Genomic DNA, 7,098 nt, shown 5'->3' on the forward strand with positions numbered 1-7,098 from the left:
ATAAACAACTATGATGAGCAAAACAGCTCATTAAACAAAGCAGATTTTGAAAAGGCTCTAAAGGAGTTTAGCAGTATTGTTAGCCATTTCTTTAGACACAGCGACACGGTATGCAGGATTGACAAAAATTGTTTCGCCTCGATCGCGCCTGATGCATCATTGGCAAACATAAAAAAAATGTCACTCAGGCTGCAAAAGGAGTTACAATCAAAACTTTCAAAGAGTAAGATTGAACTTCAAATATCCATAGGTATTGCGTCGTGTGACAGCGACACTCCATGTACAATTTTAGAAGAAGCCAAAGAAAATATGGAAAATTTTTCTGCCATTAAAGTAGGATGTGCTTTATGAAAAGAGCCGCTTTTAACTTAATTGAGCTAATCTTTGTTATTATTATTTTGGGTGTCTTGTCCAGTGTTGTAATCGTAAGAATGGGAAATATGGCAAAATATGCAAAAGAGACTCAGCTAAAATCTTTTGTAGGAACACTCAATAGATCTGTGGGTCCTGCTATCTGGCTTAAATCAGTAGAAGACGGTCATAACGGCAGTGTTGCTTTTGCAGATTATGACGCTAATCTAGACGAATTTACTGATATTATCCCAAATTATACATTAACCCCTGCACTAACCAACTGCAATGAGAGCGGTGAAGGTATTTTTGTCAGCTACACATTTCATAAAAATTATGAGGTGCACTGCAGAGACGGCAATAGAACAACGAGCCCTAATTTTAGACTCTACAATCAGACTGATAGCATATATGTTGAGTAATAATTATCTACTTTTAAATAAATTTCAGATGCTTCACAAACGCATCGACCATAATCTCATACCCTTTTTCATTCGGGTGAATGTAGTCGATTTTAAACTCATTTTTTGATAGTACTTCCGGCAGGACATCCTCTTCAAAAAAGACCCCTGTCTGCTCGGCGACTTCAGCGTAGATGGGGTGTGTTTTAAATCCCAGCAGACCGAAGTTTGGAACTCCAACAAGCAGAACCTTTGCTCCGCTTCTCTTTATGGTCTCTATCATCTGGGTAAGGTTGGCTTTTAACTTCTCTTCTGGTTGTTTTTGGATAATGTCGTTGCCGCCGTGGCAGAGTATAACCAAGTCTGGTTTTTGCTCTAAAAGCTTTGGAAGCCGCTTTAGTCCCTCAGATGACTCTTCTCCGGAAATGCCTCCGTTTATAACACGAACGCCTGTTCTTTTTTGAAGCTGTGCGGGGTAACTGGCTTCCTCTGCAACACCGAAGCCGTAGGTGATACTGTCGCCAAAGGCAAGTATCGTTGAGTGGCTGCTTAGTTCGATGAGCGACGAGTTGCCATCTCTCTCTTTTGTAATAATCATAAATAGTATAATAGCGACAAGAGCAACAGTTATAAGTTTTATTTTATTCATTTAACTGCTTATAAAATAGTTACGCGCTAAACATCATTTTTGCTAAAACTACTATACCTAATCCTAAAACCAAAACTACTTTATGAAAATGCTCCTGCATAAACTGAGGTTTTTTGCGACCAGTAAATTTAATAAAAAGATTAAACAGCACACCCGCAGCTATAATTAACGCCAAAACGATTTTAATGACTAGAAGTTTTTGCAAATCTGTCTCGAAAAAGCCTGCATTTGAGTTAATGTACTTCGACATCATCATGCCGCCTGTTAAAACTATAATAAGCAACGAGATAGGGAAAATTTTGAAGCTTTTAGAGCCTAATGTCTGGTTGATCTTCTCATCTGTCTCTTTGCCAAACTTGTTTTTGAGTGCTGAAATCATAAATACGTCGGTAAAAACATAGCCCAAAAATATGATTGCCAAAACTAGGTGAATTATATGTGCGTATGGATAGATTGCTTCCATGGTTGCTCCTGTGTAAAATTAGTGCAATTATATCAAAGATGCCAGTTGAAAAACTTGCATATTGAGTTAAAACTCTCATCTAAAGGTGCTTTAATAATGAGTGTCCCGTTACTATGTGGATGCTTGATCTGAAGTGTGATTGCGTGCAGAAGCATTCTGTGGCAGTTGAACGCTTCTCGTATTAGTTTGTTATGTTCGCCTCTTCCGTACTTTGTATCGCCCAAGATATGGTGTGAAATGTGTTTCATGTGGCGGCGGAGCTGATGTTTTCGTCCGGTTTGCGGCTCTAGGCTTACAAGAGAGTATCTGGTTTTATCATACTTTCCTACAGCGTAGGGAATCTCAACCGTTGCAACTCTTCTGTAGTGGGTTGTTGCATCTTGAGCCTCTTTGTCATCCAAACTGTCTTTGTCTGCAATTTTATCAAGTTTCACGCTTAATGCATGCTCGATTACTCCGCTCTCTTCTATATAACCGCGGACAACTGCAACATAACTTTTCTTGGTCTCTCTTGCGCGAAACTGCTCACCCATAAGCTTTGCACTCTCTTTGTCAAGTGCGAAAAGAAGAACTCCAGATGTCGGCTTGTCTAAACGATGAACAGGGTAGACAAACTCTCCGATCTGATCTCGAAGAATCTGCACCGCGAACTCTGTCTCATGTCTGTCAATGGGGGAGCGATGAACCAAAAGACCGGGTGGCTTATTTATCGCCACTAGGTACTCATCTCTGTACAAAATCTCTAACAACAGTGATTAACCGCGCTTTGTAGTTTTTCTTTTTTTTGTAGTTACCGGCTTTTTATAGGTTTCGCCTTTTTCGCTCTTTTGGGCTTTTTGAGGTTTTTTGTAAGGTTTTTTAGCTCTTTTTATCTCTACTTTTTTATGCTCGCTCTTGAGTTTTATCTCATCTTCATCTTTTCTACGAATAGTCGGGTCAGGTTCAAAACCCGCCACTGTCTCTTGAGGTATTTTCATCCCTATAAGCTTTTCAATGGCTTTCATATCATACTTTTCATAGATATCGATTAAACTTATCGCCATTCCTTCTCGTCCTGCGCGACCTGTTCGCCCTACTCTATGGACATAATCTTCAGGGATTGAAGGAAGCTCATAGTTGATGACAAAAGGCAACTCTTCTATATCCAAACCTCTTGAAGCTATATCGGTTGCGACAAGAACCTTGATTTTGCCCTCTTTAAAATCATTTAGAGTTTTTAGGCGGTTTGCCTGTGTTTTATCGCCATGTATGATGCCGCACTTAAGACCGTCTTTTTTAAGCTCGATTACAAGCTCATCCGCACTCGCTTTTGTTCTTGTAAAAACGAGTACCTGTCTAAAGTTTCTCGAACCGATTATATAAGCCAAAAGCTGGGCTTTTTTGTCCGTGTCAACTAAATAGGCAACCTGATTTATGGTATCAACGGTAGAGTTTTTCTTTGAAGCCTCTATAAAAGCAGGTTTTGTAAGAAGAAGTTTTGATAATTTTCTTACCTTGTCGCTATAGGTAGCTGAGAAAAGAAGCGTTTGATGTCTCTTTGGCAGAAGCGGATGAATCGTCTTTATCTCTTTTACAAAACCCATATCGAGCATTCTGTCGGCTTCATCAAGAACAAAAATTTCTACATGCGAGAGGTTTAAACCCTTCCCTATATGTTCGATTATTCTGCCGGGTGTTGCGATTATGATATCAACTCCCTCTTTTAAAAGTCTCTGCTGCAACTCCAAATCTTTTCCGCCGACTAAAACGGCAATATTTAGCGGCATATATTTTGCAAAATTTTGCAAATCATCATAAATCTGCAGAGACAACTCTCTGGTTGGAGATAAAATAACCCCTCGCAGTACTCTGTTTTCATCAGCAGATGTTTTTCTGAGTCTTTGAAGCATACCAAGACCGAATGCGGCAGTTTTTCCGGTTCCCGTCTGAGCCGTTGCAAAAACATCGCTTTTTGCCAAAATCAACGGGATTGCTTTTGTTTGTACTGTTGTAGGTTTTTCATAGCCCAAATCTTTTATGGCGCTAAGAAGCTGCTTTATAACTCCCAATTTTTCGAATGACATAGCTTACCTACTTTCATATTAATAGTGCAATTTTAACATATTATTAAATAAATAAGTTTTTTATGGCTATAATCATCCCACATTTCAAAATGGCATAAACTATGATCAGAAAAATCTTTAAAAATTTAAGTACAAATGAAAAATTAAAAACTTTTATTCAAAAATATAATGTTCCCATTGAGTACCTATCAGCAAACAGAAAAATGGTCTCAAAAGCCGTTTTTATAGGACTTTTTATAGCATTTATCCCCATGCCGATGCAGATGCTTGCGGTTGTGGCATTTATACCTTTTACAAGGTTTAATGTGCCTATAGCCCTTGCGATGTGCTGGCTAAGCAACCCTTTTACGATGCCTTTTATGTACTACGCTGAGTATTTGACGGGAAGTTTTTTTCTTGGCATGGAAACTACGGATGTAGAGCTTACCGTTGAGTGGTTTTCACAAAATATTGGAAATATTTTTATTCCGCTTTATGTGGGAACCGCTTTTTACTCTATCTCCGTCTCTTCTTTGGCTTATTACCTTGTAAATCACCAATGGAGAAGCTCGATTAGAAGAGATAAAGATTTGCGAAAAAACGGTTTTTTCAGAAGACATAAAAGCCAAGAACGCGACGTGCCTAAAGATGAAGAGCCTAAATCTTAACACTTCTGTTTTTAAAATAGACCCATGCAAAAACACCTACTAAACTCATAGCCAGACTCATGACCTGTCCCTGCGTTATGAAGTTGCAACAGACATACCCTATCTGCTTATCCGGAGCACGCCAGATCTCTGCGACAGCGCGAAACAATCCATAACTGATGCCATAAACCAAAATAAGCTCTCCGCTGTAGCTTTGAAATCTTCTGTAGATATAAACGACTGCAAAAACACCGAACCCTTCTAAAATCGCCTCATAAAGCTGTGAAGGATGGCGCAAAACACCATCAACCAAAATCCCCCACGGCACATCGGTTTCGCGTCCTATAAGCTCTTTGTTTAGGAAGTTTCCTATACGACCAAATACAAATGCAAGTGGTACGCTTATTGCGACCAAGTCCATTATCCTGCCCATCTTTATCTTATGCTTTTTGGAGTAGAGATATGTTGCTAGTAAAAAACCAAGCACGGCACCGTGGTAGCTCATACCTCTTATACCGACAAATTCGCCATCTACAAATGGGTTAAATATCTGCCATGGATTAGAGAGATAGTAGAGTGTTTGAGGATCGTAAAATAGGATGTAGCCAAGTCTTGCACCCAGAATAACACCAATCTCTACATAAATAAAGTAGAGGTCAATGCCTTTTGTACCAAAATCAATATTATCTTTTTTGATAAAATATTTTCCGATGTAAAGAGCACTCAAGAGCGCTAAAACATACATAATCCCATACCAGTGCACGGGAATGACGAATAGATGAAATGCTACGGGATCAAACGTCTCATATATATTGTTCCAAGCAGACATATCCACTAGTTTCTCAGCGCCTCAGCAATAAGCTCTATTGGATTTTTAAAGATTTGCGGAGCATCCACGTAGCCCATGGAAGCGTTTATCTGCATACGACATGCGCTGCACTCCGAACTAACCACATCAGCCCCTGTTTTTTTAATCATATCGGCTTTTGGGATTCCTGCTGCTTTTGCAAAATGGTACTTCTCGCTCTGCATAGTCACGCCGCCAAATCCGCAGCATGTATTTGAATCGCTCATCTCAACAATATCGTAGTTTTTACTTATAAGTGCTCTAGGTTCCATATGAATTCCTTGCATCTTTTTTGCATGACACGGATCGTGATAGGTCACTATTTTTGGGTCTTTTTTCTTGGATGCGAGTATCTTGCTAAGCTCAGTATGTTTTTCAAGCCATTCGGTCGCCATAAAGATTTTCTCCCTCAGCGCAACCGCCCTTGCCTTCCACTCCGGCTGGTCATGGAAATAGTGCTCGTAGTCAATTTTGAGCATCGCCGAACATGTCGCTTCAGGGATGATAATCGCCTCAACATTTTTGCTAAAACTCTCAAAATACTCTATATTGAATTTTGCATTATAATCGACCGTGTAAAAATCTCCCGTAAAATAGGCAGGTGCCCCGCAGCACTTCTGGTCTTTTGCTAAAAATGCGTCAATTTCTAAATGCTCCAAAATTTCCAAAAGCGAATTACCTACGTTTACATAGTTGTAGTTGCCAAGACACCCTATAAAAACAGCCACTTTTCTTTTGCCGCCGTTGTCTATGTTCTCTTTATGGGAGTTCAAAAATGACACTTTTTTAAGACTAGGAAGCACTCTGTCGGCTTTTAGCATAGGCAGATTAAAGCGTGAGGTCATAGAGTCCTTGTTTGCCTGAATCTTAAACGAACATGTCTGAAATACCCAGCCTAACTTAAATGCTAAATCATTGAGCCAGCGGTGGCGAAGAAGCAAAAAGAAAGCTCTTTTGTACCATGCAATGCCAAATTTTTTGCCTATATCTGCGCGTACCTGCTCTATGACCATATCAGTAGGAAGCGATTTTGGACACACCTCAACGCATGCGGTACATAAAAAACAGCTCTCAAAGATGGCTTTTGCATTTTCATCTAACTCTAGATTGCCTCTCTGGTACGCTCCTAAAAGGTCTAAAAATCCCCTTGGAGAGGTAACCTCATCTGCGTTTACGTTGTGAATCGTACAGACGGGGATACATTTTCCGCACTTTATGCACTCATCGGTTGTAGCGCCAAAGTTAAAAATTTCCTGCGCGGTTTTGTCCATTGCTATACCGTTTTAGAGAATGTTTTAGAACTTGCTGCATGTTTTTTCATGTAGGCATCAAAAGGCATCGCAATATTTCTTATAAGAAGTGTTCCCGTCTCGCTACACTTTATAAAATCATCATCCATACTTAGAAGTTCATCCTCTTCAAAAGGCTTAAGCGCAATGAGAGCATCTGCAAAATATTCTTTAAAATTAATATTAAAGAGTTTCTCAAATCGTTTTATATCAAGTTTGAAGTTACTCATAAGTTCCATGATTACATACTGTCTGATTTGGTCATCATCGCTCAATACAACACCGCGCTCAAATGGAAGTTTGAGAGCGTCAATAGCCTCTTCATAATCTCTCATCTCTTTAAAGTTTTGCGCGTAGTAATCAACTCCTTCGCCTATGGAAGTGAGTCCTACCCCTATCAAATCCGCGC

The 7,098-nt window shown here is 39.6% G+C and carries 9 protein-coding genes and 1 pseudogene; 3 read left to right on the plus strand and 7 right to left on the minus strand.

Annotated elements, in window-relative coordinates; genetic code table 11:
• Together RQ763_RS07945 and RQ763_RS07950 are read left to right on the plus strand one after the other, a co-directional pair.
• Positions 1–351, plus strand: a 351-nt coding sequence (locus RQ763_RS07945; protein ID WP_314152232.1) for a GGDEF domain-containing protein, incomplete at its 5' end; no start/stop codon positions are given.
• Positions 348–773 carry a type II secretion system protein gene (locus RQ763_RS07950; protein ID WP_314152233.1) on the plus strand — a complete coding sequence of 142 codons (426 nt, stop codon included), beginning with the start codon at positions 348–350 and terminating at the stop codon, positions 771–773. The genes RQ763_RS07945 and RQ763_RS07950, both read left to right, overlap by 4 nt.
• A gap of 13 nt (positions 774–786) precedes the next feature.
• Here RQ763_RS07950 and RQ763_RS07955 read toward each other — a convergent pair whose 3' ends face one another.
• Genes RQ763_RS07955 through RQ763_RS07970 form a run of 4 tightly spaced genes read right to left on the minus strand, consistent with a single transcriptional unit; the run spans position 787 to position 3,927 of the window.
• The gene (locus tag RQ763_RS07955; RefSeq protein WP_314152234.1) at positions 787–1,401 is read right to left on the minus strand and encodes an arylesterase; all 615 of its coding nucleotides are present in this window, start codon (positions 1,399–1,401) and stop codon (positions 787–789) included.
• A 19-nt stretch (positions 1,402–1,420) separates the two neighbouring features.
• Positions 1,421–1,864 (minus strand): hypothetical protein, encoded by a 444-nt coding sequence (locus tag RQ763_RS07960; RefSeq protein WP_314152236.1) that lies wholly within the window; start codon positions 1,862–1,864, stop codon positions 1,421–1,423.
• 32 nt (positions 1,865–1,896) lie between these two features.
• On the minus strand, positions 1,897–2,613 hold the full coding sequence (gene truC / locus RQ763_RS07965) for a tRNA pseudouridine(65) synthase TruC (protein ID WP_314152237.1): 717 nt from the start codon (positions 2,611–2,613) through the stop codon (positions 1,897–1,899).
• A gap of 6 nt (positions 2,614–2,619) precedes the next feature.
• Positions 2,620–3,927, minus strand: coding sequence for a DEAD/DEAH box helicase (locus RQ763_RS07970; RefSeq protein WP_314152238.1), 1,308 nt, complete (start codon positions 3,925–3,927; stop codon positions 2,620–2,622).
• A 101-nt stretch (positions 3,928–4,028) separates the two neighbouring features.
• Between RQ763_RS07970 and RQ763_RS07975 the strand changes: the two genes are divergently transcribed.
• Positions 4,029–4,574 (plus strand): DUF2062 domain-containing protein, encoded by a 546-nt coding sequence (locus tag RQ763_RS07975; protein WP_314152240.1) that lies wholly within the window; start codon positions 4,029–4,031, stop codon positions 4,572–4,574.
• On the opposite strand, the gene lgt is transcribed toward RQ763_RS07975, so the two are convergent.
• From lgt to RQ763_RS07990, 3 genes and pseudogenes are all read right to left on the minus strand, one after another.
• Positions 4,564–5,382 (minus strand): prolipoprotein diacylglyceryl transferase, encoded by an 819-nt coding sequence (gene lgt, locus RQ763_RS07980; RefSeq protein WP_314152242.1) that lies wholly within the window; start codon positions 5,380–5,382, stop codon positions 4,564–4,566. The two genes, RQ763_RS07975 and lgt, sit on opposite strands and share 11 nt — an antisense overlap.
• Positions 5,383–5,387: 5 nt before the next feature.
• Complete coding sequence (locus tag RQ763_RS07985) at positions 5,388–6,671, minus strand: (Fe-S)-binding protein (RefSeq protein ID WP_314152241.1); 1,284 nt, start codon at positions 6,669–6,671, stop codon at positions 5,388–5,390.
• A gap of 2 nt (positions 6,672–6,673) precedes the next feature.
• Positions 6,674–7,098 (minus strand): annotated as a pseudogene (locus RQ763_RS07990) (coproporphyrinogen III oxidase); the annotation flags it as partial.

This window comes from Sulfurimonas sp. (genome assembly GCF_032250635.1).
GTDB lineage: Bacteria > Campylobacterota > Campylobacteria > Campylobacterales > Sulfurimonadaceae > Sulfurimonas.